At 41.2% G+C, this 24,415-nt stretch carries 24 protein-coding genes; 3 read left to right on the top strand and 21 right to left on the bottom strand.

Going from position 1 to position 24,415, the window contains the following annotated elements:
• Positions 1 to 62 precede the first annotated feature (62 nt).
• The 10 genes from NFR56_RS04740 to NFR56_RS04695 form a co-directional block, all read right to left on the bottom strand.
• On the bottom strand, positions 63 to 242 hold the full coding sequence (locus tag NFR56_RS04740; protein ID WP_070586417.1) for a type 2 periplasmic-binding domain-containing protein: 180 nt from the start codon (positions 240 to 242) through the stop codon (positions 63 to 65).
• A 75-nt stretch (positions 243 to 317) separates the two neighbouring features.
• Positions 318 to 1,772 (bottom strand): glycoside hydrolase family 32 protein, encoded by a 1,455-nt coding sequence (locus tag NFR56_RS04735; RefSeq protein ID WP_251457942.1) that lies wholly within the window; start codon positions 1,770 to 1,772, stop codon positions 318 to 320.
• A 9-nt stretch (positions 1,773 to 1,781) separates the two neighbouring features.
• Complete coding sequence (locus tag NFR56_RS04730; protein WP_161800641.1) at positions 1,782 to 2,627, bottom strand: carbohydrate ABC transporter permease; 846 nt, start codon at positions 2,625 to 2,627, stop codon at positions 1,782 to 1,784.
• 1 nt (position 2,628) lies between these two features.
• Positions 2,629 to 3,531, bottom strand: a complete 903-nt coding sequence (locus NFR56_RS04725) for a carbohydrate ABC transporter permease (RefSeq protein ID WP_014712989.1) — start codon at positions 3,529 to 3,531, stop codon at positions 2,629 to 2,631.
• Positions 3,532 to 3,616: 85 nt separating this feature from the next.
• Complete coding sequence (locus NFR56_RS04720) at positions 3,617 to 4,930, bottom strand: ABC transporter substrate-binding protein (protein ID WP_041826251.1); 1,314 nt, start codon at positions 4,928 to 4,930, stop codon at positions 3,617 to 3,619.
• A gap of 131 nt (positions 4,931 to 5,061) precedes the next feature.
• Positions 5,062 to 6,057, bottom strand: a complete 996-nt coding sequence (locus tag NFR56_RS04715) for a LacI family DNA-binding transcriptional regulator (RefSeq protein ID WP_049486564.1) — start codon at positions 6,055 to 6,057, stop codon at positions 5,062 to 5,064.
• Between the two features lie 26 nt (positions 6,058 to 6,083).
• On the bottom strand, positions 6,084 to 6,962 hold the full coding sequence (locus tag NFR56_RS04710; protein ID WP_049522595.1) for an NAD(P)H-hydrate dehydratase: 879 nt from the start codon (positions 6,960 to 6,962) through the stop codon (positions 6,084 to 6,086).
• Positions 6,963 to 7,014: 52 nt separating this feature from the next.
• Positions 7,015 to 7,788: an HAD-IIB family hydrolase gene (locus tag NFR56_RS04705; protein WP_049487481.1), complete on the bottom strand. Its 774-nt coding sequence runs from the start codon at positions 7,786 to 7,788 to the stop codon at positions 7,015 to 7,017.
• 13 nt (positions 7,789 to 7,801) lie between these two features.
• Complete coding sequence (locus NFR56_RS04700) at positions 7,802 to 8,656, bottom strand: bifunctional methylenetetrahydrofolate dehydrogenase/methenyltetrahydrofolate cyclohydrolase (protein ID WP_003002422.1); 855 nt, start codon at positions 8,654 to 8,656, stop codon at positions 7,802 to 7,804.
• Between the two features lie 165 nt (positions 8,657 to 8,821).
• The gene (locus tag NFR56_RS04695) at positions 8,822 to 9,052 is read right to left on the bottom strand and encodes a DUF1797 family protein (protein WP_003005989.1); all 231 of its coding nucleotides are present in this window, start codon (positions 9,050 to 9,052) and stop codon (positions 8,822 to 8,824) included.
• A gap of 248 nt (positions 9,053 to 9,300) precedes the next feature.
• Between NFR56_RS04695 and NFR56_RS04690 the strand changes: the two genes are divergently transcribed.
• From NFR56_RS04690 to NFR56_RS04680, 3 genes are all read left to right on the top strand, one after another.
• Positions 9,301 to 11,559, top strand: coding sequence for an ATP-dependent Clp protease ATP-binding subunit (locus NFR56_RS04690; RefSeq protein WP_251457940.1), 2,259 nt, complete (start codon positions 9,301 to 9,303; stop codon positions 11,557 to 11,559).
• Positions 11,560 to 11,668: 109 nt separating this feature from the next.
• Complete coding sequence (locus NFR56_RS04685; RefSeq protein WP_049514229.1) at positions 11,669 to 12,118, top strand: NUDIX hydrolase; 450 nt, start codon at positions 11,669 to 11,671, stop codon at positions 12,116 to 12,118.
• 67 nt (positions 12,119 to 12,185) lie between these two features.
• Positions 12,186 to 12,488: a DUF1827 family protein gene (locus tag NFR56_RS04680; protein ID WP_021152773.1), complete on the top strand. Its 303-nt coding sequence runs from the start codon at positions 12,186 to 12,188 to the stop codon at positions 12,486 to 12,488.
• A 79-nt stretch (positions 12,489 to 12,567) separates the two neighbouring features.
• Here the strand turns inward: NFR56_RS04680 and NFR56_RS04675 are convergent, their stop codons facing one another.
• The 11 genes from NFR56_RS04675 to NFR56_RS04625 all read right to left on the bottom strand — a co-directional run bounded on the left by NFR56_RS04675 (position 12,568) and on the right by NFR56_RS04625 (position 24,414).
• Positions 12,568 to 13,002, bottom strand: a complete 435-nt coding sequence (locus NFR56_RS04675) for a GNAT family N-acetyltransferase (protein ID WP_134974454.1) — start codon at positions 13,000 to 13,002, stop codon at positions 12,568 to 12,570.
• A gap of 60 nt (positions 13,003 to 13,062) precedes the next feature.
• Entirely contained in the window at positions 13,063 to 15,855 is a 2,793-nt protein-coding gene (gene ileS, locus NFR56_RS04670; RefSeq protein ID WP_251457938.1) for an isoleucine--tRNA ligase, read from the bottom strand.
• 253 nt (positions 15,856 to 16,108) lie between these two features.
• On the bottom strand, positions 16,109 to 16,936 hold the full coding sequence (locus tag NFR56_RS04665) for a DivIVA domain-containing protein (RefSeq protein ID WP_227197637.1): 828 nt from the start codon (positions 16,934 to 16,936) through the stop codon (positions 16,109 to 16,111).
• Positions 16,937 to 16,945: 9 nt separating this feature from the next.
• Positions 16,946 to 17,737 carry a YlmH family RNA-binding protein gene (locus NFR56_RS04660; RefSeq protein WP_251457936.1) on the bottom strand — a complete coding sequence of 264 codons (792 nt, stop codon included), beginning with the start codon at positions 17,735 to 17,737 and terminating at the stop codon, positions 16,946 to 16,948.
• A gap of 6 nt (positions 17,738 to 17,743) precedes the next feature.
• Positions 17,744 to 18,007 carry a YggT family protein gene (locus NFR56_RS04655; RefSeq protein WP_003011858.1) on the bottom strand — a complete coding sequence of 88 codons (264 nt, stop codon included), beginning with the start codon at positions 18,005 to 18,007 and terminating at the stop codon, positions 17,744 to 17,746.
• Between the two features lies 1 nt (position 18,008).
• Positions 18,009 to 18,632, bottom strand: a complete 624-nt coding sequence (locus tag NFR56_RS04650) for a cell division protein SepF (protein WP_251457934.1) — start codon at positions 18,630 to 18,632, stop codon at positions 18,009 to 18,011.
• Between the two features lie 9 nt (positions 18,633 to 18,641).
• Positions 18,642 to 19,310 carry a YggS family pyridoxal phosphate-dependent enzyme gene (locus NFR56_RS04645; protein ID WP_003011742.1) on the bottom strand — a complete coding sequence of 223 codons (669 nt, stop codon included), beginning with the start codon at positions 19,308 to 19,310 and terminating at the stop codon, positions 18,642 to 18,644.
• 2 nt (positions 19,311 to 19,312) lie between these two features.
• The gene (gene ftsZ / locus NFR56_RS04640) at positions 19,313 to 20,578 is read right to left on the bottom strand and encodes a cell division protein FtsZ (RefSeq protein WP_049474213.1); all 1,266 of its coding nucleotides are present in this window, start codon (positions 20,576 to 20,578) and stop codon (positions 19,313 to 19,315) included.
• A gap of 15 nt (positions 20,579 to 20,593) precedes the next feature.
• Positions 20,594 to 21,982: a cell division protein FtsA gene (gene ftsA, locus NFR56_RS04635; protein WP_251457931.1), complete on the bottom strand. Its 1,389-nt coding sequence runs from the start codon at positions 21,980 to 21,982 to the stop codon at positions 20,594 to 20,596.
• 142 nt (positions 21,983 to 22,124) lie between these two features.
• Positions 22,125 to 23,348, bottom strand: a complete 1,224-nt coding sequence (locus NFR56_RS04630) for a cell division protein FtsQ/DivIB (RefSeq protein WP_118228444.1) — start codon at positions 23,346 to 23,348, stop codon at positions 22,125 to 22,127.
• On the bottom strand, positions 23,332 to 24,414 hold the full coding sequence (locus NFR56_RS04625; RefSeq protein ID WP_049514216.1) for a UDP-N-acetylglucosamine--N-acetylmuramyl-(pentapeptide) pyrophosphoryl-undecaprenol N-acetylglucosamine transferase: 1,083 nt from the start codon (positions 24,412 to 24,414) through the stop codon (positions 23,332 to 23,334). The genes NFR56_RS04630 and NFR56_RS04625 overlap by 17 nt, the downstream gene beginning before the upstream one ends.
• Position 24,415 lies beyond the last annotated feature (1 nt).

Raw genomic sequence — 24,415 nt, 5'->3', positions numbered from 1 at the left:
TTTTATTCAAGACACTTTCTATTTGTCTGTTTGACACCAGCTTCTTTATTTTTCACACTTCTCTAACCGTTCAATAAAGGAGCTAAGAAGCGCTTGGGGTCCCCTTCATTTGGATAGGCATAACTAATATAGAAGACTGTTTTTTCCTCTTCAACCAGAGGAATTTTGACAAGATTTGGATATTCTGGAAAGAGAGTCAGATCGGTCATGAGACCAATTCCCAAATTTTCTTCGATGAACACAAATCCTATTTAGGATACAACAAAAAGACAAGTCACAGGACTTGTCTTTTTCTTCTTTAGGAGGCTATTGATTTTCTATTTTTGATAGGTTTTTACGACCCAATCGACCCCTTCATCTGCCGTGAGAGTATAGACGGGATTCTCAGTCGTTTCATAAAAAGTCATCGAGAGAGTTTTGCCATCCACGAATACTTCGATGGAGTTGGTATCGCGAATGATCGAAAAATGATGATCTTTTTCAGCATCCAACTGAATCCATCTCGATTGAAATGCTGGATTTTCTTTTCCAGAAATTGGGTGCCCAAATTGGTCTCGACTTAAGCTAAAGCGTTTTTGAGAGGCGTCGTAACTCAATTGCAAGACACTATCAGGATCAGTTTCATCACCATAACCTAGGATAAAGGAGCGACCCGGTTTGGCATTTAGTTCAAACAAGGTTTGTTTCCCTTTCGCTGGGATCGTGATCTGATTGGCCTTAACAATGGTTTCTGACGCATGCTCTACAAGAAAGTGTTCTTTCACTGACTCAGGTAACCCCTGAACCAATCGTCCGTTTTTCAGAGACAATTTTCTTGGAAGAGTCATACTACCTGCCCACCCATGAGCTAAATCATGACTGGGGATAGACCGGTGCCACATTTGCATCCAGGCAACCATGTATCGTTCGCCATTTGGTCCTTGACAAGTTTGAGGGGCATAGAAATCCAAACCACCATCGATTTCATCATAGGAATCGACATGAAAGCGCCCCGTTTCCCAATTCATGTCACCGATAAAGGCAACCGTCGAATTTAAATTCCAGTATTTTTCTTGCTGCCTTTCCATTTCAATGGGAGACAGGATCAAGACCCATTTGCCATCTAAAGGGAAGAAATCGGGACACTCCCACATAATCCCTTGCCCTTTTTCACCTTCTAAAAGAACTGATGTAAAGGTCCAATCTACTAGATTACTTGATGCAAATAGGAGAATTTGACCTCTGTCATCTGGCGTCTTAGAAGCAACGACAGCGTAATAGTTTCCTTGGTATTCAAATACTTTAGGATCACGAAAATCTGCAATATCTGCGATCCCCTCAATATGTTGAGCATGGATCACTGGATTAGTAGGCAACTTTTCAAAGGTAATGCCATCTGTCGACACCGCAAGACACTGCGTCTCTTCTCGCTTTTCCTCATCGTCTACATGACCCGTATACAGCAAATAGAGCTTGTCATCTTTCACAATAGCACTACCCGAGAAGCAGCCATCCTTATCATAGCTTTCACTTGGCGCTAAAGCTACTGGCAGTTCTTCCCAATGGAGAAGATCTTTTGATTTGGCATGCCCCCAATGCATGGGACCCCAAACACTATCATAGGGATAGAATTGGTAAAACAAATGGTATTCCCCAAGGAAATAAACAAAGCCATTTGGATCGTTCATCCAGCCGATTGGAGGTAGCAAATGAAATGCTCCTCTATATTGCTGGTTAACCTTTACCCTGTTTTCATCGATATACTGATTTGCTTTTCGAATGCTTTCCTTCATACTGATCACCTACTTAATACCTGTACCAGATCCACCTAGACCTTGAATAATATATTTTTGTGCTACGATATATACTAGAATAAGTGGAATCGTAGAAATTGTCAAAACAGCCATTACTTGATTGATATAAACTGGTTGAGTTGTATTAATGGTTGTAATCGCCACCTGCATTGAAAATTTTGACGAATCGGTTAAAACCATCAACGGCCAGATATAATCATTCCAACTAGAAATAAAGGAAAGAACACCAACTGTTGCAACCGCCGGTTTCGACATAGGCAACATAATCTTGAAAAAGATCCGTAAGATACTTGCACCATCTATTTTTGCAGATTCGATAATTTCTTCTGGAATGGCAATAAAGAAGTTTCGGAAAAGATAAATATTAAAGACACTAGCTAATCCAGGGATAATAACCGCTAAACGATTATTGACTAAGCCAAGTGAATTAATAATTGTAAATTGAGGAATCAACACTGTTTCCATCGGAATGATTAACAATGCCAATAAAAAGCCAAACAGAATTTTTTTACCTGTAAAATTAATTTTTGCAAATGCAAATCCCGCTAAGGCGTTTACTATAATAGACCCAAGTGCAAATGTTCCTGCATAAAAAATACTGTTCCCTAGATATGTTAGAATACTAAAACGGGCAAGAACTTCTTGGTAAGGTTTAAACCAATCAGCTGGATTAAAACTAGGTAAGAATGCTTTCCAACTTGTTAAATTCTTATACACATCTGCTTCTGGCTTCATTGCTGAAACCACCATCCAGATCATAGGAAATAGAAAGAGGCCTGCTAATAGAATTAATAAAACATATTCTAAAATAGTAGTCGGTTTTAAACGTTTCATCCTAATCATCCTCCTTCAAAACTCGCCGTTGTACAAGACTAATCATACCAATCAATGTTGTAAATACTAAGGCAATCGAACTTGAGTAACCAACAAGACGGTCAGTGAAACCTTGTTGATAAATGTAATATACCATAGTGATTGTTGAGTTCAATGGACCACCTTGAGTCATAACCATTGGTTGTACAATCAATTTAAATGCTGAAATCAATGTTGTCAAGAGTACAAACAAGGCAGTTGGTTTCAATAAAGGCATCGTGATATATCTAAATTGAGCCCATTTTGAAAATCCATCCAACTCTGCCGCCTCATAAATATCTTGTGGAATATTTTGCATTCCTCCAAGGAATAACAACATTTGATAACCTGCACCCTGCCATGCAGAAACAAATACAATAGCATACATGGCTTGTTTTGGACTTGTCAAGAATGGTTGTGAAGAAATACCAATTTTATTCAGTAGGGCATTAAGCAAACCATTATTTGGATTTAACAAGTATAACCAGAGGATAGAAATAACGACAAGAGACATCACAACAGGAGCAAAAAATGCTACCTTAAAGAACATATTTCCTTTACGTTTCTTATTAACAATTAAGGCCATCCCGAGAGCCGCACCAAGTTGCACTGGAATAATCCAAACTACAAATTTCAAGGTATTCAAGAAGCTTTTTATAAAGATTGGATCTTGTGCTAAGCGCATAAAATTTTGTAGTCCTACAAATTTTCTATCCTCAGGCGTTAATAGGTAATAATCTGTAAAGGCATAATAGATCACCATACCAACAGGTATCACTAAAAAGATGAAAAGTAATATTAAAGCTGGAGCTAAAAAGCTATAGCCCATAATATTTTCTTTAAGGCGTTCTTTCTTTTTTGTTTCGACTTTATTTTTTTCGCTCATTGTTCGTCTCCTAAGATGAAACTATTAAATAAAATAAGGTGGAAGGTACATTCCATAACTTACCTTCCACCTTTTTGAATGTCAACTATTTATTTAAAGATTGGTCGATTGCTGTTTGCATTTCTTTCGCACGAGCATCTAATACTTTTTGTACATCTGGATTATCTTTATAATAGCTGATATCTTGCATTGCTTGTTGGAAAGCGCGTGAAACTTGTGGATAAGCTACTACAACTGGACGAGCATGAGCCGTTTTAGCATTTTGTTCCATCAAGAAACGCATTGGCTCAGATACTTTGTCCTTAATATTTTTAATTGTTGATTTTCTGATTGGAAGAACACTGTTACCTAAGCTTAGAATTTCACTAGATTCAGTATTTGTAGCAAACTTAACAAATTCAGCGGCTGCTTCTTTTTTATCAGATTTTGTTGTAACGGCTAATTGCCAACTACCTGAAGGTGATACCAATTTCTTCGTTTTATCTGAAACTGGATAAGGAAGAATACCAAAATCAATATCTTTGTAATTTGTTTGTAGGTCTGCAATCGTCCAAGAACCGCTCAGAACCATAGGATATTCACCGGTTTCAAAACCTTTTTCAACAGGACTAACTGTCGTATATCCATCCTTCACAAGATCTTGAATAAATTGAACAGCTTCAACACTTTCCTTGCTATTGAAGTAGCCTTCCGCTTTTGTTCCTTTAGAATTCACAACAGATCCACCATTTGACCAAATAAGAGGCATGTAAGCATATGGCAACATCTCATCGTTTGAATTCAAACGGAAATCAATCGCTGGTTTGTTAAAATGATCTTTTAATTTCTTAGCAATGGCATTAAACTCAGACCATGTCCATGGTTTTTCTAGGGTTGGTAAACTAGCTTCGTCAATCCCTGCTTCTTTAAACATTTTCTTATTATAGTAAACACCTACATTGGATTCTGAATAACCAAATGCATAAAATTTACCATCATAAGTTCCCTGTTGTTTAATACTGTCCAGTACATCATCCATATTATCGTCTTTTAGATAATCATCCAAAGGAGCAATCACTTTTGATTTTGCATAGGCTGCAGTATTAGGACCATCTAGTGTAATGACATCTGGTAAACTATTTGTCGTAACAGCGGCATTAACCTTATCTTCATATCCACCACCACTACCGCTACGTGGAATAAATTCTGTCACAACCTTATATTTCGTTTTCTTTGATTTATTGAAATTATCAACAACTTGTTGCCAAGCTTTTCCCTCAGCTGTTTCATCTGAGAACTGAACCCAGACTTTAATCTCATTTGAAGAACTTGCAGTTTTGGATTTTGATCCCCCACCACATCCTGCAAGCAATCCTAATGATAGTGCTGCAACTACAGATAACTTAATACCTTTACGCATAGCGTCCTCCTTTTTGAAACGTTTCATTTTTTGGTTATATTTTTAACTCAAGCTAAAATAGTTGAGTTTTTTGAAACGTTTCATTTTATAGCTAAATTATAACAGCGCTTTCATAATTTGTCAAGCACTTTTTATAATTTTTTTGTAGTGTTCCCTTCAAAGAAATGTACGGGCAAACTAATCACATTCTTTTCTATTTTTTCTTGTCGAATCAATTTGAGTAATAAATCTACTGCCGCTTGGGCCATCTGAGCTATTTCTTGAACAATGGTCGAAAGTAAGTACGGTTGATCAAAAGCAGGTCTTAAGCCATCAAAACCAATAATTTGATAGTCCTCTAGAGGAGTTTTTCCCATCTCCGTCAAAACTTTTATAACACGTAGAGCCATAAAATCATTTACTGTAAAAATCCCATCAATCTGAGGATGAGCTTCGAAAAAAGACTTAATTTGTCTTTCTGCTTGATCTAACGGTTCTGGCATTTCAAGACTACAGATTTTTGTATTTTGCCGTTTAGCTTCATCTTTAAACCCCCTTCCGCGTTCCGTTGTTTCATTCAAATGTTTGTTCACACCACTAATGTAAGCTAAATTTTGGCAACCTCGTTTGACTAACTCTCGGCAAGCCAGTTGACCACCATGATAATTTTCAGAGGTTACGTAATAGACATTTTCAGAAAAATGACGGTCAATACTAACAAAAGGTAAATTAGAGGAGATATACTTATCGATATCTGAATAGGTGATCCCAATGATCCCATCTACCTTATTTTTTTCAAGTAATTTTATGTACTCTATCTCGTTTTGAGCATCTTTATCTGCATTACAAATCAATAATTTACATTGATTTTTCAACAATTCCTTTTCTACATGATATGCAAACTCAGAAAAGAATGGATGCCAAATGGTTGGAATAAGTAAAGCGATAATATTACTACGATTCGTTTTTAATCCTCTCGCATATTCATCTGGCACATAAGAAAGTTTTTCAATCGCTTGTTGAACTTTTTTTAATGTCACCTCTTTAATGCCTTTTTCGTTATTGATGACACGAGAAACGGTCCCAACACTAACCCCAGCTTCTGCTGCAACATCTTTCATCGTAATCGATTTTTTTTGCTCATTCATTTTCTCACCTCCTTTCATCCATACTATCATGAAAACGTTTCATTTTCAACATTTTCGTTTGAATTGTCACTCCACTTCTTCATCCATTTGGGGATTTCTTGGCTGATGGTCGTCGGTAGAACCACATAGGCCTCCTTGCTCAAGTCTTCTGCAATGGCTGAATGTAGATAGGTCGCAACCACCACGCGCTCATAGAGACTGACCTGTGGAAATTGACCCGCAAACCCTGCGATCATCCCTGCCAAGGTATCCCCCATCCCCCCTGTTGCCTGATAGGGACCACCAACATCTAGCTGATAGCCCTCTTCTTGCCCACTTGTCCAAATGCGGGTGTGAGGCCCTTTTTCTACAATGACAGTCCCTTGAGGAAAACTTTGAACCGCTTCTCGGCTCTTCTCTTCTGTTTGGCTAGCTAGATCAAGTCCTGACAGTTTTTCCCATTCTTTTTGATGAGGCGTAAAGACCAACTGAGCCTTTGGCAAGTCAAACTGAGAAGCTACTAAAAGACTAATAGCTCCTCCATCTAATATCAAGACCTGCTGGCTAGAGACTTGCTCAAAAATCATGTGCAAGATTGCTTGGTTTTCTGTTGCTTCCTTTAAGCCCGGTCCTACAAGAATCACGCTGGCTTTTTGGAGCTGCTCACAAAGGAGTTCGTGATCTGCCAAATCAAAGCCCATGGCCTCAGGAAGATGGCTATGAAGGGCCGTCAGATTATCTGGATCTGTTGCGACAGTGACCAGCCCCGCACCACTATGAACCGCAGCAAGCGCCGCCATAATGATGGCTCCCCCATAGGGGTAAGTCCCCCCAATCAAGAGCAGGCGACCAAAATCGCCCTTATAAGATCTTGCCTCTCGCTTTGCAATGACACGCTGGATCTCTTCTTTCTGAACTGTTCTCATACCTTCCTCATTTCTAACGAAAAAGGAGAAGCTACGACTCCCCCTCCTTCTTTTATTTTCCTCTGAATTCTGCGAAGACTTGCAAGATCTTAGCAGCCACAGCTTGTGGTTGATTTTGTTTGGCTACCAATTGATCATCCGCATAAGGCTGAAGGGCTGGAAAATCACCAATCTGAACTGCATAAAGAGCTTTTTCAAAGAGCTCGATATCATTTTGATCATTGCCAAAAGCCACGAAATTCTCTCCACAGAGTTCTTCTACTGTTGTCGCTTTATGCGTGTCTGCTGGATTGAGATAGATGCATTTTTCATGCGCATGATAGCGGATATGGGCCTTATCTGTCTTTTCGATCCGCTCGATGATCTCATCCACGAGCTCCTCATGGCCACCCATATAGATCACGACCTTAATCGGATCTGTCAGCTCCTCTAATGAACGATACTGGGCTTTCTTGAGGGGATCTACATTAGCAACAAAAGGAATCTTTTCCAAAATCTGTCCGCTATAATCAAAGGTATCATCCACAAAAAATGGTAGATTGTAATGGCGGCAAAAGCCAAGGACTTCCCGATACACATCCTTGTCCAATTGTTCCTCATATACCAATTGCCCCTGGCGATAGGCCAATCCACCATTTAAGCCTATCACGAGTTGCTGACTCAATGGGTCCCCTAAAAGACCCAAGCAGTCCCGGTAAGAACGTGCAGAAGCAAAGGCAACTTCATGGCCAAATTCTTCTGCTCTCAATAAGACCTGTTTGATTTCATCATCGATTGTGACACCATCGAATGACAGGGTTCCATCTAAATCAAATACAAACTTCATCTTGTTCACACTTTCATTTTTTTAAGGCACGAACAGCTGCTTCGTAGGTCTGCTCCATCAGCATGGTGACGGTCATAGGCCCAACCCCTCCTGGTACCGGGGTAATATGACTGGCCAAAGGTGCAACAGAGTCAAAATCGACATCCCCACACAATTTGCCATTCTCATCGCGATTCATTCCGACGTCAATAACAACGGCGCCTTCTTTCACGAAGTCTGCTGTTACAAATTTGGCACGACCGATCGCAACAACCAAGATATCTGCTCTTCTAGCAATTTTAGGCAGATGATGGGTCCGGGAATGGGTCAAGGTTACCGTCGCATTTTTGGCGAGGAGCAACTGTGCCATTGGTTTTCCAACGATATTGGAACGACCAATCACGACTGCTCGCTTCCCTTCTAGATCAATCCCGTACTCTTTGAACATCTCCATGATCCCAGCGGGAGTTGAAGGCACCATGAGAGGATTCCCAGCCCACAAGCGTCCCATATTCAATGGATGAAAGCCATCCACATCTTTTGTCGGATCAATGGCTAAAAGGACTGCATCCGCATCGATATGCTTAGGCAGTGGCAACTGCACCAAAATCCCATGCCAAAGGGGATCTTGATTGTAGTGTTCGATCACTTCTAATAATTCAGCTTGGCTGATGCTTTCAGGAAGTCGTCTCACTTCACTCCGAAAGCCTGCCGCAATAGCAGAACGCTCTTTATTTCTTACATAGATTTTGCTAGCTGGATTATCTCCTACCACGATGACAACGAGGCCAGGCACAACTCCTGTCTCTTTTTTTAATCGTGCTGTTTTCTCCGCAATCTCACCCTGTAATTTTGTAGCGAGCGCCTTCCCATCAATGATTGTCGTCATATCAATTCTCTTTCTAGTCAAGTAATGAAAATAGTCCTCTCTATTATAGCAGATTTCAACTCTCAAACCTAACTGTTCCTATTTAGAATTTCTTATAGACGAAAACTATAGCCAGATGGACAAAAAATGAGCTTGAGACCACCCCAAACTCATCCACACAGCTGCTTAGTAAAGCAATTCATAAATTTCCATTGCAATTAAATCAATGCTATCAAATGTATAGGTTTCACGCGCTTCAACATCACGAAGTGTAAAGGTTGAACCCTCTTCTTCATTGTGGTTGTAGGCTACTTCAGCGACAACAACACCGTCACGTTCAAAATTACGTTTCAAGTTTCCACCGTCTTTTGTCATCGTCTCCAAACGGTTGATAATCCGTACTAAATGTGATTCCATTTTATTTCTCCTCTTTACTTTCTACTCTCCTATTTTATCATAAAAGAGAAAGCTCTTCCAATAAAAATTCACATTTTTCCATTGATTTGCTCTCTCCTTCACTCCTTAGCGACATTCCGTAGCAAATTCTTGCAAACTTCTAGAATACTGATATAATGAAACTATAAATCTTTGACTATTTTTGACCTTTTGAAAATAGGCTCGTCTCTTGATGGAAAACCATCAAAAACCTACTGTGAGGTATGTATATGCTTTGTCAAAATTGTAAAATAAATGAATCAACCATCCATTTATATACAAATGTAAATGGACGTCAGCAGCAAGTAGACCTCTGTCAAAATTGCTATAAAATTATGAAAACAGACCCAAATAACAGCTTCTTGAAAGGCATGACTCAACGGAGCCAACTGACTGGAGATCCCTTCGAAGATTTCTTCAATAACCTTGGAAACTTCCAAAGTCCACAAGAACCTCAAACACCTCCAACTCAATCTGGAGGCAGTTATGGAGGTGGCGGTTACGGCCAAAACAATAACCGTAGCGGCAGTCAAGACCCACGTCAAGCTCGCCCTCAAAAGCCTAAAGGACTATTAGAAGAATTTGGTATCAATGTCACAGAAATTGCCCGCAAAGGGGATATTGACCCTGTCATCGGCCGTGATGAAGAAATTATCCGTGTCATCGAAATTCTCAACCGTCGAACCAAGAACAATCCGGTTCTGATCGGAGAACCTGGGGTCGGAAAAACTGCCGTTGTGGAAGGCTTGGCCCAAAAAATCGTCGATGGAGACGTTCCTCATAAATTGCAAGGAAAAGAAGTCATCCGCCTAGACGTCGTCAGCCTCGTTCAAGGCACAGGTATTCGTGGTCAATTCGAAGAACGCATGCAAAAATTAATGGATGAAATTCGTCAACGTGAAGATGTGATTCTTTTCATCGACGAAATCCATGAAATTGTTGGCGCAGGATCTGCTGGCGAAGGCAATATGGACGCTGGAAATATCCTCAAACCAGCCTTGGCGCGTGGTGAACTCCAATTGGTCGGTGCTACTACCCTCAATGAATACCGCATCATTGAAAAAGATGCGGCCTTGGAACGTCGGATGCAACCCGTTAAGGTCGATGAGCCAACGGTTGAAGAAACCATCACCATCCTCAAAGGCATCCAGAAAAAATACGAAGACTACCACCACGTTCACTATACAGACGGGGCCATCGAAGCGGCAGCTATTCTTTCAAACCGCTACATCCAAGATCGCTTCCTGCCAGACAAGGCCATTGATTTGTTGGATGAAGCCGGGTCTAAAATGAACCTGACTCTGAACTTTGTGGATCCAAAAGTTATCGATCAGCGCTTGATTGAAGCTGAAAACCTCAAAGCTCAAGCAACCCGCGAAGAAGACTTTGAAAAAGCAGCCTACTTCCGTGACCAAATCGCGAAATACAAGGAAATGCAAGGACAACATGTCACAGATCAGGAGACTCCTGTCATCAGTGAAAAAACCATTGAGCATATCGTTGAACAAAAGACCAATATTCCTGTTGGTGATTTGAAAGAAAAGGAACAGTCTCAATTGATCAATCTGGCTTCTGATTTGAAAGCTCATGTGATTGGTCAAGACGATGCAGTAGATAAAATCGCGAAAGCCATTCGACGCAATCGTGTCGGCCTAGGATCGCCAAATCGTCCAATCGGAAGCTTCCTTTTTGTCGGACCAACCGGTGTCGGGAAGACCGAATTGTCTAAACAATTGGCGATTGAACTCTTTGGTTCTGCAGACAATATGATCCGCTTTGATATGAGCGAATACATGGAAAAACACAGCGTAGCGAAACTAGTCGGAGCTCCTCCGGGCTATGTGGGCTACGATGAAGCTGGACAACTAACTGAAAAGGTCCGCCGCAATCCATACTCTCTCGTTTTGTTGGATGAAGTTGAAAAAGCTCATCCAGACGTCATGCACATGTTCCTGCAAGTCTTGGATGATGGCCGTCTGACAGATGGTCAAGGCCGCACCGTCAGCTTCAAAGATACCATTATCATCATGACCTCTAATGCTGGAACCGGTAAAGCTGAGGCCAATGTTGGTTTTGGAGCGGCTCGAGAAGGACGCACCAATTCTGTACTTGGAGAACTCGGTAACTTCTTTAGCCCCGAATTCATGAACCGTTTTGATGGCATCATTGAATTCCAACCTCTATCAAAAGAAAACTTACTTCAAATCGTTACCCTCATGCTCGACGAAGTCAATCAACGTCTCGCACAAAATGAGATTCATCTGGACGTGACAGAGAAGGTGAAAGAAAAATTGGTCGATCTGGGATACGATCCAAAAATGGGGGCCCGCCCACTCCGTCGTACCATCCAAGACCATATCGAAGATGCTATTACCGATTATTACCTGGAACACCCAAGTGAAAAACAACTCAAAGCCGTCTTGACCAGCAATGGGAAAATCTCTATCAAGTCTGCTCACAAACCAGTTGAACAAACTTCAGAATCCTAATCAGTAAATGTACATTCAGAGACTGGAAAATCCAGTCTCTTTCTTTTTTTCCTCCAGATTTTGCTAAAAAATATGATATAATGATGAAAAAATAAGAAAAGAGAAAACCATGACCATTCCAAGTTTTGGTGAAAAGAAACAAGATGTTGCGTATGTGAACCGCTACGGTGTCTACGCTGTTATTCCCAATAAGGACCAGGATCAGATCATCCTCGTTCAAGCTCCAAATGGGGCTTGGTTCTTACCTGGCGGGGAAATCGAGGCGGGTGAAGATCACTTGCAAGCTCTGAAACGGGAACTAATCGAAGAATTAGGCTTTACCGCTATTTTAGGACAATACTATGGCCAAGCAGACGAGTATTTTTATTCTAGCCACCGGGATACCTACTACTACAATCCTGCCTATATTTATGAAGTCGTCGACTACACAGAAACTCAAAAACCACTGGAAGATTTTAACAATCTCTCTTGGTTCCCAGTAGAGGAAGCGATTGAAAAACTGAAACGAGGCAGCCATAAATGGGGCATTGAACAGTGGAAAATTGCCCATAAAAACTAAAGGACTTCTTTCACAAAATAAAAAAAAGTGCTATAATAAATGAAGATAGAGGTCAGGAGGAACTCATATGAAGCTCATTAATACCACCAATAGTCATGCTGCACTGGTCAAGAGCCAACTTGCCAGCACTGACGCCTTGCTTGTCGAGGTTTATTCCGCGGGCAATACTGATGTTGTTTTTACACAAGCCCCAACCCACTATGAATTATTGATCAGTAACAAACACCGTGCTATTCGTGAAACTGAAGTAGAATTAATTCGTGAGTTCTTTTTAAAACGTAAGATTGATCTTCAAAACATTGATCAATCCGCTATTAAAACCCTCTACTCCGATAAACTAATTGAAATTTCCTTTCCAATTACTAAGTAAGGCCAATTTGCCTTACTTTTTTTTGGTATCTTTTTCCAAAAAAAATCCTTTCACCTCGATTATGAGATGAAAGGATTCTTTATTTCTGAAAGATCATTTTTACGTGAGGGGAAGAAGCCAAGATAAAGGGCTCGCTCACCGTTTGAAAACCTAATTTTTCATACAAGCCGACCACCTGTTCTTGAGCCTCAATTTCAATGGTCCGTCCAGGAAATCTCTGTTCACACAGGTCCAAAATTTGCTCTACCATGTCTTTTGCCAGTCCTTGGCCACGACTGTCTTTGGCTACAGCCACTCGGCCAAAATGAATCGTCAGCCCCGTTGCGAATATGCGAGCATAGGCATCCACACGTCCTTCCCTATTTTGATGAAAAAGATGGATAGATCGATAATCAACATCATCCAGATCATTGTAGATCCTAGTTTGTTCCACGACAAAGGTCTCTAATCGCAGCTGAACGATCTCGTAAAACTCTTTCAGTTCTAGTTCCTTAAATTCTTTCTGGTACCACATAACTTCCTCTTTATTGAAAAGTCGCAAGGAGACTCTCTCCCTGCGATTTTTCACTTCTTATTATTTTGCTTCAAATCCTTCTGCGACTGCGTCCGCAAAGTTCTCTTCGACAATGCTTGCACAGTGATCACAGATGGTTGCGTGGTAGTGGCGTTCTGCAGTTGATGGATCGATACGACGGCAACGGTCACAAACTTCACCAGCTGCACGTTCAACAGTGAAGGCAACATCTTCGAAGGCCACTGCACCTTCTGGAGCTGAACCTTCTGCAATGGTCAACTCAGAAACAATCAAGAGTTGAGCGACATTGCTATCAACAGCTCCAAGAAGTGTTTTTACCACTTCATTTGGATAAACTGTCAAGTGAGCTTCTAGTGATTTACCAATCACTTTTTCATTACGTGCTTCTTCCAAGGCTTTTTGAGCTTGACCACGGAAGTCCATGAAGGCTGACCAAGTATCCAAGATTTCTTCTTGGTTGGCAAACGTTTCTGCTTCTGGCAATTCTGATAATTGAACAAAATCCTCTGCTTCAAACTCAAGGTATGACCAGATTTCTTCAGCAGTGTGAGGAAGAATTGGCGTCAAGAGTTTAGTGATTTTCACAAGGATGTCATAGAAGACTGTTTGCATCTGACGGCGTTCAAGTGATTTCGCACCTTCGATGTAGACAACATCTTTGGCAAAATCAAGGTAGAAGGCTGACAGATCAACATTGATAAAGTTAACCAAAGCCTTATAAATCGTCAAGAATTCGAAGTTTGCATAAGCGTCACGAATCGTCTTAACAAGTTGGTTAAAGCGGATGGTCATGTACTTATCAACAGAACGAAGTTCTTCATAAGCGACTGCATCCTCATCTGGGTTAAAGTCAGATGTGTTAGCAATCAAGAAACGAAGGGTATTACGGATCTTACGGTAAGTCTCAGAGACTTGGCTCAAGATATCCATAGAGATACGCACGTCGTTGCTTGAGTCTACACTTGTTACCCAGAGACGCAAGATTTCAGCACCAAATTGCTTTTCAACATCGCTTGGAGCAATGGTATTCCCAAGAGATTTAGACATCTTCTCACCTTTACCATCCAAGGCGAAACCTTGTGACAAGATTTGTTTATAAGGCGCTACGCCATGGTTCGCCACAGATGTGATGAGTGATGAGTTGAACCACCCACGGTATTGGTCTGAACCTTCTAGGTAAAGATCTGCTGGGTATTTGAGTTCTGGACGGTTAACCACGACCCCATTCCATGATGAACCTGAGTCGAACCAGACGTCCATGATATCTGTTTCTTTTTTGAACTCACCATTTGGTGAACCTGGATGTGTAAATCCTTCTGGCAAGAGGTCTTTGGCATCACGTTGCCACCAAACGATTGATCCGTGCTCTTCAAAGAGTTGCGCTACATGTTCGATGGTTTCAGCTGTCATGATTGGTGTACCATCTTCAGCGTAGAAGATTGGAAGTGGAACTCCCCATGCACGTTGACGAGAGATGACCCAGTCACCACGGTCACGAATCATGTTGTAAAGACGGACTTTCCCCCATTCTGAGTGGAATTTTACTTTTTCAATTTCATCCAAGATTTCTTGGCGGAATTTTGAAACAGAAGCAAACCATTGTGGCACGGCACGCCAGATGATTGGTTTTTTCGTCCGCCAGTCAAATGGGTAGGAGTGAGAGATTTCTTCTTTAGCAAGAAGCAAATCACCAAGTTTTTCGATAACCGTTGGAACAACCTTGTCATAGAACTGACCTGCAAAGTCAGGGCCAGCATTCTCCATCATGATTCCTCGTTCGTTAACAGTAACAGCAACTTCGAGGCCATTGGCAATCCCTACATTGTAGTCATCCTCACCAAAACCAGGAGCGGTATGGACGATACCAGTACCTGAATCAAGGGTTACATGCTCACCAAGGATCACCAATTCATCCACTTCAGGATCCCATGGGTGTTCTGTAACGATATGGTTCAATTCTTTTCCTTGGTAAGTCGCAAGGACTTCAGCATTTTCCCAACCGAATTTTTCAGAAAGACTTGGCAAGAGCTCAGATGCTACGACATACTTGCGGTCAGATCCAGCAGGTTTCACTACGACATAATCAAACTCTGCTCCTACCGTCAATCCACGAGAAGCTGTAACCGTAAATGGAGTTGTTGTCCAGACAACGATGTAAGTGTCTGTATCTAGGATACCCTTACCATCTTTAACCTTGTTCGCATAATAAAGAGACGTTGATACCAAATCATGGTATTCAATCTCTGCTTCAGCGAGGGCTGATTCAGAAGACCAAGACCAGTAAACTGGCTTAGCTCCACGGTAGATATAGCCTTTATTGGCCATTTCACCAAAGACGCGAATTTGCGCTGCTTCATAGTCAGGCGTCAAGGTTACATAAGGATGATCCCAATCACCTGAAATACCTAAGCGTTTAAAGTCTTCGCGTTGTTTATCTACTTGAGAAAGCGCATATTCACGGCAGAGTTTCAAGTACTCAACCAAGTCCATTTCTTTGCGTTTCACACCTTGTTTAGCCAAGACTTGCTCAATTGGCAAACCATGGGTATCCCAACCTGGAATATAAGGGGCATAAAATCCTAACATAGACTTAGAACGAACAATGATATCTTTTGAGATCTTGTTCATGGCATGCCCTACGTGAATATTTCCGTTGGCATAGGGAGGGCCATCATGAAGGGTAAAATGCGGTTTTCCTACATTCAACTCTTGACGGCGTTGATACAATTTTGCATCTTCCCATTCTTTTTGCCAAACTGGTTCTTTCGTTGGAAGCCCAGCCCGCATTGGAAAAGCTGTTTTCCCAAGATTCAATGTTTCTTTGAGTTTCATTGTGTCTCCTTATTGATTTAAAAGCTATAAAAAAAACACGAGCATCCTAAAAAGGACGATTGCTCGTGGTACCACCTTTGTTCGAGAAGTCGCAAGCGACCTTCTCCTCTCATCCCGTAACGAGGGAAACGTCCGTTCTTACTCAAGGGTTCAGAACGAATACTGTAAAAGGATCATCCATTAAGAGGGAGTGCAGATCTTCCACCATCATCTGCTCGCTAGACCTATCATTAATGGACCTGTTTTTACAAAATTATAAAATATTGACAGATTCACGATTTGCTTCATCTTCTGGTTGAACAGTTTCTTCAACCGCAACAACTTCTTCATTTTCATGACGAGCGTGCTCTGCTTCTTCTAAAGCAGATTGAACTTTTTCATTCAAACCTTCAAACGCTTGTGTTGCACCCAATTCTAAGTTAGCAGCTTCGATGCGTTTTTGCAATTCTTCGATTTCAGCTGGTGAGAATTGACGAGTCAAATCAATGTTATCATCTTCTGCATGATGATGGTGAACTGATTCACCCAAAGCTTTCTCCACAATTTCACGGAAAGCTTCATCACTTGTTTGAATGTACATAGCTGTTGGGCGAAGAATTTCATCCCATTCAGGTGTATCGATAATGCTCAATTGGCTTTCGATTGTTGATTTCAAACGTTGATGGAAGACGCGTGTCTTGTTCTTCAATTCCTCTGTTTCAACGGCAACCTTCTTGGCATTATCCGTTGCATGACGAAGGATTTCATTTGCTTTTTGTTTTGCTTCATCTACTAAGTGCTGTGCATCTTGTTCAGCTTGACGAACAATATTTTCAGAACGTTCGTTAGCAGCTTGTTTGACACGTTCAGCAGTATCTTGTGCAATCAAAACAGATTGACTCAATGAATCTTTCATTTCATCAAAATAGTTTAAGCGTTCTTCAAGAGCTTGAATTTTTGCTTCTTGATCATGATTTAAACGAACAAGATCTTCATAATCGCGAACAACGATATCTAGAAATTCTTCTACTTCGTTCGCATCATACCCTCTAAATTTAACGCCAAAAGTTTTATCTTTAATTTCTAAAGCAGTAAGAGCCATAACTCCTCCTCATTTTTTACTTAAGAGTACTTCAACAGTTACTTTATATTTTCCACTCTTTGAAATACCATTTTCAGAAACAATTTTAAGACGCCCAAAGCGTCGGACACTGACTAAATCATTCAGACCTACAGCATAGCTAACATTGGAAGTAGTCGCATAGTTAACTTTCACTAGACCAGAACTAATCAACTGACTAGCTTGTGAGCGCGAAAGCTTGAAGGTCCCAGAAATCACCTTATCTAACCGATAACTCGACACGAGAATATCTCGCTGCTGGCTTTCTTCCTCTATGATCATTTGTTCAGAGAGAGGAACTTCCCTCAGCTTAACAGGTACCCGAGAAATTTTCTGGATGTGATCCATGAAATAGTGAACAAAACGCTGTTCAACAAATACTTGGATCTTTCCATCACTTGTCAGAATATCTCCAAAGGACTTGCGCTCCACACCTAATTGGTGAACAATGGTCCCCAGTACCTGGGAATGGGTCAAGTGATGAAATTTTGAAGCATAGACCATTTCCAATAAGGCCAGATCAAAGTCACTTGGATCTAATTGGTAATAATCTGGAGCAACAATAACCTTGGCATACTCCATTTTCTGCTCATCACTGGAAGCAAAGACCTGTAATTGGTAGCTTGCCGCGACATTTCGTAAAATAGTGACCTGATGAGGGTTTAAAAAACCCGTCACCTCAACAGAATAGCGTTCCACCACTCTTTCAGACAATTCAATACAACGATCAATGAATTCGTGATCTTCGCGATTGAAATGTTGGTAAATCTCTGTCTGTCCCATCGTATTCTATCCAATCAAAAGTAGGAACAAGCGGGCTAATAACTGATTCATCAAGTTCAAGACCAAAAGTGCTACTAGAACTGTAAAATCCAAGCCCCCAAACTGCAATGGTAACTTTCTAAAAAGGCTCAAAAATGGTTCAACTAGGCGGTGAACCATTTGTCCAAGAGTACTCTGAGGTGCCCCAGGGAACCAAGATAGTAAGGCATAGATGACAAGAATGATGGAATAGATTTGAATGATATTTGATAAGTATTGAAAGATAACCATCTTAACGATTACGTTTCATATCATAGTCAAATTCTGTCACTTCCACATCATTTGGAAGGCGGATATCTTCAATGTTAACGACTACATTAATTGGAGTCAACAAGTACATAGTACTTGCAACACGACGAAGATTTCCTGCTAAAACATAACGAGCCCCATCCAAATAATCTAAACAACGACGAGCTTGTACTTCAGTCATATATTGGAAGTCAATCAAAATACTCTCATTAGATAGTAATAGATCAACAATTTCAGTCGCTTCCTCGTATTTGCGGGGATAGCGTACATCAATGGTAATCTTTTCATCTGTATTCGCACGATTAGCAGCCAATTCACGTTGACGTTCATGCAAGCGAGTAATATTTTCAGATGTATTTTTCGTTGTTGAAACAGGTTCCTTCACTGCCGCTGTAGACACTGGAGTCGTAACAGGTGCGACAGGAGTCGGTTTTGGTTTTACTGGTTCTCTTTGACTAATCTGTGGACGTGGAGAAGTCACTTGAGGAGTCGGCTGTGGAACTGGTTGTGTTTCCGCCCCAGCTGCTTTTGCCTCGCGAACTTCTACTTCTTCACCGTCTTCTGTGAAGTAGTCAATAAAGTTGTTAAATTTATCTTTTAATGACATAGTTCTTTCCTATTTAAAAAATGATGTCCCAATTCTAACATAAGTCGCTCCGTTCGCAATGGCTACTTCAAAGTCACGACTCATACCCATACTTAGTTCTGAAAAAGGCATATTTTTTAATTGTTTCTTTTCTAGTTGTTTCTGAAGTTGGTGAGTTTTTGAAAAAATATCCTGCAACTCTTCTTGACTAGCCTCAAAAGGAGCCATCGTCATTAAACCAACAATTTCAATTTTGTCCAGCTGTGCGATTTCCGCTAAAACATCATCCAGTTCATCGGGTGCAAATCCATGCTTACTTTCTTCACCAGAAATGTTCACTTGGAGGAAACACTTGATCGGGTGTTCTGCTCGCTTTTGAATTTCTTGAGCGAGCTTTACCGAATCCAAGGCATGAAAGTAATCGACGAGATTGATCACGTCTTTTACTTTTCGCCGTTGGAGGCTCCCAATCAAGTGCCAAGTGAGATCATACTCTTTTAGAGCTTGATACTTTTCTAGGAATTTATCAACACGATTTTCACCGATATGTTGGATACCTGTTTTCACCAGTGCTTCTGTTGTTGCAACATCTACATACTTGGTGACAGCTATCACATTGACTTGATCTTGACGGTTAGCTTTGTTTCTTGCTGTTTCAACTTGTTGCCGTACAAGATCAGCATTCTCTACCAGATTCATGATTAACGATTCCGGAAGAATGGTGGTGTTTCCAATTCATCATCATCTGAAGATGAATCTACATAACGATCAACTTGATGTGTTGATGTTGGTTCAGTTTGGCGAACGATATTCTCACGGCGAATATCCCAATCACCAAAAGCTGAGCCACGGTTTGGTTCTACCGCTGGACGACTTGGAGTTGTTGGCAATTCAACATCTTGTTTCAAATCAAATTCACGGTCAAATGGTGCCGTTTGTGGGCGTTGTTCACGTGGTCCTGTTTTATAAGGACGTTGTGAGGAAGCAATTCCGCTGACGCGTTCTACCTTGTCTTGACGGACACCGGTTGCAACAACCGTCACGCGGATTTCATCTTTAAGAGATTCATCAATAGATGTACCCAACCAGATGTTCACTCCGTGACCTGCAGCTTGGTTCACAATTTCTGAAGCTTCTTCAGCTTCGATCAAAGTCATATCCAAACCACCTGTTACGTTGACGATCACGTCTTCAGCACCGTCAATGGTTGTTTCAAGAAGTGGTGAGTAGATAGCTTTACGAGCTGCTTCGATAACGCGTTCTTCACCGCTACCAACACCAATACCCATGAGGGCATTTCCTTTGTTTTCCATAACAGTCTTCACGTCTGCAAAGTCAAGGTTGATCAATCCAGGACTTGTGATCAAGTCAGTGATCCCTTGAACACCTTGACGAAGAACGTTGTCAGCTTCACTCAACGCTTCAAGAAGCGGTGTCTTCTTATCCACAATTTCAAGCAAGTTGTTATTAGAAATAATCAACAATGTATCTACATGTTCGCGAAGTTCATTGATCCCTTCAATAGCGAAGTTCCCACGTTTTGAACCTTCAAACCCGAATGGACGAGTAACAACTGCTACTGTCAAAGCACCAACTGCTTTAGCAATACGAGCGATGACTGGTGCAGCACCTGTACCAGATCCTCCACCCATCCCTGCAGTGATGAAGACCATGTCTGCACCTTGCAAAGCTTCTGTTAACACTTCTTCGCTTTCTTCAGCTGCCTTACGACCAACTTCAGGTTGACCTCCAGCACCCAATCCACGAGTCAATTTTGGACCCAATTGGATAACTGTTTCAGCTTTAGCACTTGAAAGTGCTTGAACATCTGTATTAGCTGCGATGAATTCTACACCGGCAACGCCTTCGTCAATCATACGATTGATGGCGTTACCGCCACCGCCACCGACACCGATTACTTTAATTACTGCACCTTGTGCCGCTGCTGTGTCAAATGAAAATGTCATAAATACTTACACTCCTTAATCAAACATATTACCGATCAAATTTTTCATTCGGTCTGTGAATGTAGTTTTTGGTTCTTTTTTGCTATCATTGCTTGCTACTGGAATTTCTTGAGCATCTACTGGAGATTCAATCTTCTCAGCATTGTACGCAGGTACTACCGGTTGTGCTGGAGCAGCAGGTTGTGGTTGTACTTGTGGTTGCACAGGTCGATCAAATTGAATCGGTTGTTGACGCAAGACTTCGTCTCCATGAACCGCAGCTTGAGCAATAATATCCACATCTGTCAAATTGCCTGCATATTCAGACAAGCTAATCACATGGGCAAAAGCTGGATTGCGAATTCCAATTTGATTTGGAACAAACAATTTCACATTTACACCAAAGACTTCTTGAGCCAATTCTTCAACACCAGGAAGGATCGCACCTCCACCGATGATCACAATACCACCAGGAAGGTCCAACAAATGTCTTCTCTCAAGGTCTTGTTTGATTTGCTCAAAGATGTGTTTGATACGTGCTGAAATGATTTCAGCTAAGTACTTCTCAGTCACTTCAACTGGCTCTACTTCACCGATGACTTCTACATGGAAGACTTCGTTTCCAGCAGATGGTACATAGGCTTCACCATAGTTGAACTTCAAGCCTTCTGCCAATTTTTGAGAAGTTTTCAATACTTTAGAAATATCTTTGGTAACATAATCGCCACCTTCTTGATAGATATTTGTAAATTGAAGTTCTTGGCTACGAACAGATGCCACCGTCGTTTGGCCACCACCCATATCGATCACCGTTGCTCCGAATTCACGTTCGCCTTCATTCAAGACTGTCTTGATCATCGCAAGCGGTGAAATGATGATGTTTTCAACTTGTAAGCCTGCACGTTCAACGGTTTTACGCAAATTGTGCAAGATTGTACGAGGTCCTGTATAAAGAAGGCCACGCATTTCAAGTCGGATCCCCATCATTCCGCGTGGATCGCGGATCCCTTGGAAACCATCAACTGTGAATTCCTCAGGAATGAAAGTGATTACTTCACGATCCGGTGTCATACTTTTTGTGAGTGCAGATTTGACAACATTTTCAACATCTGCATCTGTGATTTCTTTCGAATCACTTGTGACTGGAATCATTCCTTGAGTTGCTTCGATTTGTAGTAAGTTTGCAGGCAACCCAACATTGACTAGATTGATTGAAATCCCTGCTTTTTCTTCAGCTTGGCTGATTGCAGTTTTAATTGCATTTGAAGCAGCTTCGATATCTACTATAATTCCATCTTTGACGCCAGCACTTTTTGCATTGCTGACTCCAATTACATTCATTTCTCCATTGACATGTTCTGCCACCAATACTTTTATTGAACTAGTACCGATATCTAAACCTGTAAAAAAGCCGTCTCTAGCCATTACACCAGTCCTCTCTCTTTATTTGTTTTCACTTTACATCTATTTATAGCCCTTTTAGTTGGAACTATCCAAACTTCATTATATCACAAAGAAGCCTAAAATGGACATTTTTTCTTCAATTATTTGAGATAATTTATGGGCTTTACTCATTTCCAGAAGAATTCTCTCCTTCTGGATTCTGTTCTTGATTCTGTTCGTGGCTTGCTTCCTCAGAATGTTCTTCTTGCTTTTCTGTACTTTCAGCCTTTTCTTTTTCAGCTTGCTCTTTGGCATCTGCGATGGATTGTTCACTATAGCTGAAAACTCCAGCCTCCATATCGATAGTCGAATCATCGTCTAATTGCTTACTGATCGCTTTATAATAAGGAAGCTTGCGGGTAATTTGGGAAACAGGCACCAAGATTTTATTATCGTTTTTCATGGTGATGGTCACCAGATCCTTGGTGACCTTGCTCGGTGTCAGATCAACCGAAACAATTTTATCCGTAATGGAAGAAGAAATAGACTTCATTTCTTGGACAAATTGTCTAACCAATTCTCGATCTGAGAATTTTAAGCTAATATAGGAGGACGGCAATTCTGAAGCTGGAGTTACTGTTTCCACTACTTCTCCATTTTCCAACACTGGATAGTGGTCTTCTCCGGTCACATAATAGGCAACCACTTTGTGTTCCACGATATTGACTTTAAAGGTCACCGGGAATTGATAATGCATGTGAACCTCTTTGATCCATGGACTAGCCGTTTTCATATTTTGTTCATAGACCGATTTATGAAGGAAGGTCGTCAGAGTATAATCTTCTTCTTTGATGCGACTTTTTTCATATAAGAGTTGCTGGTCAACCGCTTTGTTCCCTGAAAATTCAATCACTTTCTGTGTGGACAAGGGACTTAAAAAATAGATTGAGAGAAGGGCGACAATCGAGCTGATTCCGATAACCGGAAGGGCACGATAGATATGGCGTTTTGCCACTGTCGGTTCCTTCTTTGGCTTTTTCGTCTTTAAGCCTTTAAAAAATGAAGGCTTTTTCTCTTGCTTCTCTGAAGGATCTAGCTCCTCTACAGCCGGATCATCCTCTTCTCCTTCTGAACTTTCTCCATCTGCTTCTGGATCCTCTTCGGCCTCAGATTCATCTTCCTCTTCAGACTCTTTTCGTTCGTCAGATTCTTCCTCTGAGACGGAAGCTGTTTCTTTTTCTGAAAGGTCTTCGTCTTCTTTTGCTTCTTCGCTTTCAGTTTCCTCTGTTTCAGCTTCTTCCGCTTTTTCAAGCGCTTTTTTTTCTAAATATTCTTTGTTTCTTTTTTGCCAGGCTGACAATTCTGTAATTTTGTCATCCGTTGGCGTTTTTTTATTGTCGTCCGTCATCTTTTCCCTTACTGATATCTTTTTGAAGCAGGCCATAAAAATCGTCTAGTGAAAGGAGTTCTGTCGATTTTTCCATTGCTTGGTGGTAGACTTGGCTTTGCTTCAACATTTCTTGAATGGTTTCATTGAAGGTTTCGAGCGTCAATTGCTCTTCCTGCAATTGCTCTGCATAACCTTTATCCACAAAATATTGGGCATTTTCAATCTGATCGCCACGGCTGGCTTCTTTTCCTAGCGGTACAATCAAATGGAGTTTGTTCATAGCTAAGAGCTCAAATAAGGTATTGGCCCCACCTCTAGTCACCACTAAATCAGCCTTCTGGAGCATTGGCAAATACTGATCCGTTACATAATCCACTCGATACAAACCGCCCTCAGCCTGATTCAATGTTGAATCGCCTGTCAAATTGATGATATTGTAGTGCTGCATGAGCTCTGCTTTGTGCTCTGTCACAAATTCATTAAAGACACGCGCACCAGCTGATCCTCCGACAAAGAGAAGAGTCGGCAAGTCTTTTCGGAAACCTTTTGTTTTTTCTTCTAATTTTTCAGAAGTTGTCGGAATACGATCTGTGACCTTGGTTACCGCACCGATATGCGCACTCTTTGTTAAACCATGAGCTTGCTCAAAAGTCGTGTACATCTTGGTAGCGAATTTATAAGCAATTTTATTGGCCAATCCCATCGAGAGATCCGACTCATGGATATAGACAGGGACACGCGTGAGTCTAGCTGCGATCACCGGCGGCACAGAGACAAATCCCCCTTTTGAGAAGAGAACTTGTGGGCGCACACGAAGCAGGATTGCAATGGACTGGAGCGTTCCCCAAGCTACCTTGAACACATCCATCATATTTTGGAAAGAGAAATAACGGCGCAATTTCCCCGTTGCAATTGAATGGAAGCGTACGTCTAAGCCAGACTTTTTGATCTCTTGGTATTCGATTCCTTTTTTGTCCCCAATATAATGAACTTCCCATCCATCTTCGATAAATTTTGGAATCAAGAGGAGATTAAGGGTCACATGTCCCACGGTTCCCCCACCAGTAAACATTATTTTTTTCATC

The sequence above is a fragment of the Streptococcus caecimuris genome, assembly GCF_943193075.1.
GTDB classification, from domain to species: domain Bacteria; phylum Bacillota; class Bacilli; order Lactobacillales; family Streptococcaceae; genus Streptococcus; species Streptococcus caecimuris.
Note: the sequence above shows the minus strand (reverse complement) of the source record. Positions and strands in the feature narration are given on the sequence as shown.

What these genes read in the sequence shown, in the direction of transcription:
- NFR56_RS04700 (WP_003002422.1), bottom strand. Translation starts at nt 8,656, where the DNA reads ATGACGACAATCATTGATGGGAAGGCGCTCGCTACAAAATTACAGGGT.
- NFR56_RS04710 (WP_049522595.1), bottom strand. Translation starts at nt 6,962, where the DNA reads ATGAGAACAGTTCAGAAAGAAGAGATCCAGCGTGTCATTGCAAAGCGA.
- NFR56_RS04725 (WP_014712989.1), bottom strand. Translation starts at nt 3,531, where the DNA reads ATGAGCGAAAAAAATAAAGTCGAAACAAAAAAGAAAGAACGCCTTAAA.
- NFR56_RS04650 (WP_251457934.1), bottom strand. Translation starts at nt 18,632, where the DNA reads ATGTCATTAAAAGATAAATTTAACAACTTTATTGACTACTTCACAGAA.
- NFR56_RS04675 (WP_134974454.1), bottom strand. Translation starts at nt 13,002, where the DNA reads ATGTGGTACCAGAAAGAATTTAAGGAACTAGAACTGAAAGAGTTTTAC.
- NFR56_RS04655 (WP_003011858.1), bottom strand. Translation starts at nt 18,007, where the DNA reads ATGGTTATCTTTCAATACTTATCAAATATCATTCAAATCTATTCCATC.
- ileS (WP_251457938.1), bottom strand. Translation starts at nt 15,855, where the DNA reads ATGAAACTCAAAGAAACATTGAATCTTGGGAAAACAGCTTTTCCAATG.
- NFR56_RS04705 (WP_049487481.1), bottom strand. Translation starts at nt 7,788, where the DNA reads ATGAAGTTTGTATTTGATTTAGATGGAACCCTGTCATTCGATGGTGTC.
- NFR56_RS04680 (WP_021152773.1), top strand. Translation starts at nt 12,186, where the DNA reads ATGAAGCTCATTAATACCACCAATAGTCATGCTGCACTGGTCAAGAGC.
- NFR56_RS04645 (WP_003011742.1), bottom strand. Translation starts at nt 19,310, where the DNA reads ATGAATCTGGTAGAGAATGCTGATCTTGTACGGCAACAAGTTGAAACA.
- NFR56_RS04735 (WP_251457942.1), bottom strand. Translation starts at nt 1,772, where the DNA reads ATGAAGGAAAGCATTCGAAAAGCAAATCAGTATATCGATGAAAACAGG.
- NFR56_RS04685 (WP_049514229.1), top strand. Translation starts at nt 11,669, where the DNA reads ATGACCATTCCAAGTTTTGGTGAAAAGAAACAAGATGTTGCGTATGTG.
- NFR56_RS04720 (WP_041826251.1), bottom strand. Translation starts at nt 4,930, where the DNA reads ATGCGTAAAGGTATTAAGTTATCTGTAGTTGCAGCACTATCATTAGGA.
- NFR56_RS04665 (WP_227197637.1), bottom strand. Translation starts at nt 16,936, where the DNA reads ATGGCTCTTACTGCTTTAGAAATTAAAGATAAAACTTTTGGCGTTAAA.
- NFR56_RS04625 (WP_049514216.1), bottom strand. Translation starts at nt 24,414, where the DNA reads ATGAAAAAAATAATGTTTACTGGTGGGGGAACCGTGGGACATGTGACC.
- NFR56_RS04715 (WP_049486564.1), bottom strand. Translation starts at nt 6,057, where the DNA reads ATGAATGAGCAAAAAAAATCGATTACGATGAAAGATGTTGCAGCAGAA.
- ftsZ (WP_049474213.1), bottom strand. Translation starts at nt 20,578, where the DNA reads ATGACATTTTCATTTGACACAGCAGCGGCACAAGGTGCAGTAATTAAA.
- NFR56_RS04730 (WP_161800641.1), bottom strand. Translation starts at nt 2,627, where the DNA reads ATGAAACGTTTAAAACCGACTACTATTTTAGAATATGTTTTATTAATT.
- ftsA (WP_251457931.1), bottom strand. Translation starts at nt 21,982, where the DNA reads ATGGCTAGAGACGGCTTTTTTACAGGTTTAGATATCGGTACTAGTTCA.
- NFR56_RS04695 (WP_003005989.1), bottom strand. Translation starts at nt 9,052, where the DNA reads ATGGAATCACATTTAGTACGGATTATCAACCGTTTGGAGACGATGACA.
- NFR56_RS04630 (WP_118228444.1), bottom strand. Translation starts at nt 23,348, where the DNA reads ATGACGGACGACAATAAAAAAACGCCAACGGATGACAAAATTACAGAA.
- NFR56_RS04660 (WP_251457936.1), bottom strand. Translation starts at nt 17,737, where the DNA reads ATGGGACAGACAGAGATTTACCAACATTTCAATCGCGAAGATCACGAA.
- NFR56_RS04690 (WP_251457940.1), top strand. Translation starts at nt 9,301, where the DNA reads ATGCTTTGTCAAAATTGTAAAATAAATGAATCAACCATCCATTTATAT.